At 47.2% G+C, this 631-nt stretch carries 1 protein-coding gene; it reads right to left on the bottom strand.

Annotation, left to right across the window (positions count from 1 at the left end):
• On the bottom strand, positions 1-631 hold a 631-nt coding region (locus AB4496_RS25205), incomplete at both ends, for a type I secretion C-terminal target domain-containing protein (RefSeq protein WP_372132559.1).

Raw genomic sequence — 631 nt, forward strand, 5'->3', positions numbered from 1 at the left:
GCCGAGATCAACCGAAGCTCCCATTTCCGTTGCAATACCTTCAACCACTATGGTTTGAGTACCACTGCCGCCATTGATTGGAATCGATAGTGCGATATCGTCTCCATCAACAGACACTTCAATCATGCCAAGCAGCTCAGCCATTTGAGTTTCATCTTGTGGGTCTTCAAGTAGATCATTTAGGTCAATCAGATCACCGGCGCCCTCCGTATAAAGCTCAAAGTCTTTAATGATATCGGTCCCATTGTCGAGCGTAGAGTCTAGCCAAGTGAAGATGTTGTCTCCGCTATCTCCAATCAGCAGATCGTTGCCTGACTCGGCATACAAAGGTTCATTACTCGCTGCACTAATAACGTTATATTGCTGCGGTTCTTCGATATCTATGGTGACCGTCTCTACCGTGCTTTCTGCGCCATTAGAGTCGACCGCGACATAATCAAACTGCGGGCCTTCAGTTACCGCCTCGTTACCTTGGACATAGCGTAACTCCCAACTGCCCCCTGTCGATGACAACTCCATTCCAACGATCGGATTATCTGGTGATGAATAACTAAAATCATAAAGAAGTTGGCTATTTCCGGTGTCTCCGGGGTCTTTCTGATACTGCTCTGTATGCGTTGTACCATCAGCA

The sequence above is a fragment of the Vibrio sp. 10N.222.46.A1 genome (genome assembly GCF_041473595.1).
GTDB classification, from domain to species: domain Bacteria; phylum Pseudomonadota; class Gammaproteobacteria; order Enterobacterales; family Vibrionaceae; genus Vibrio; species Vibrio tasmaniensis_A.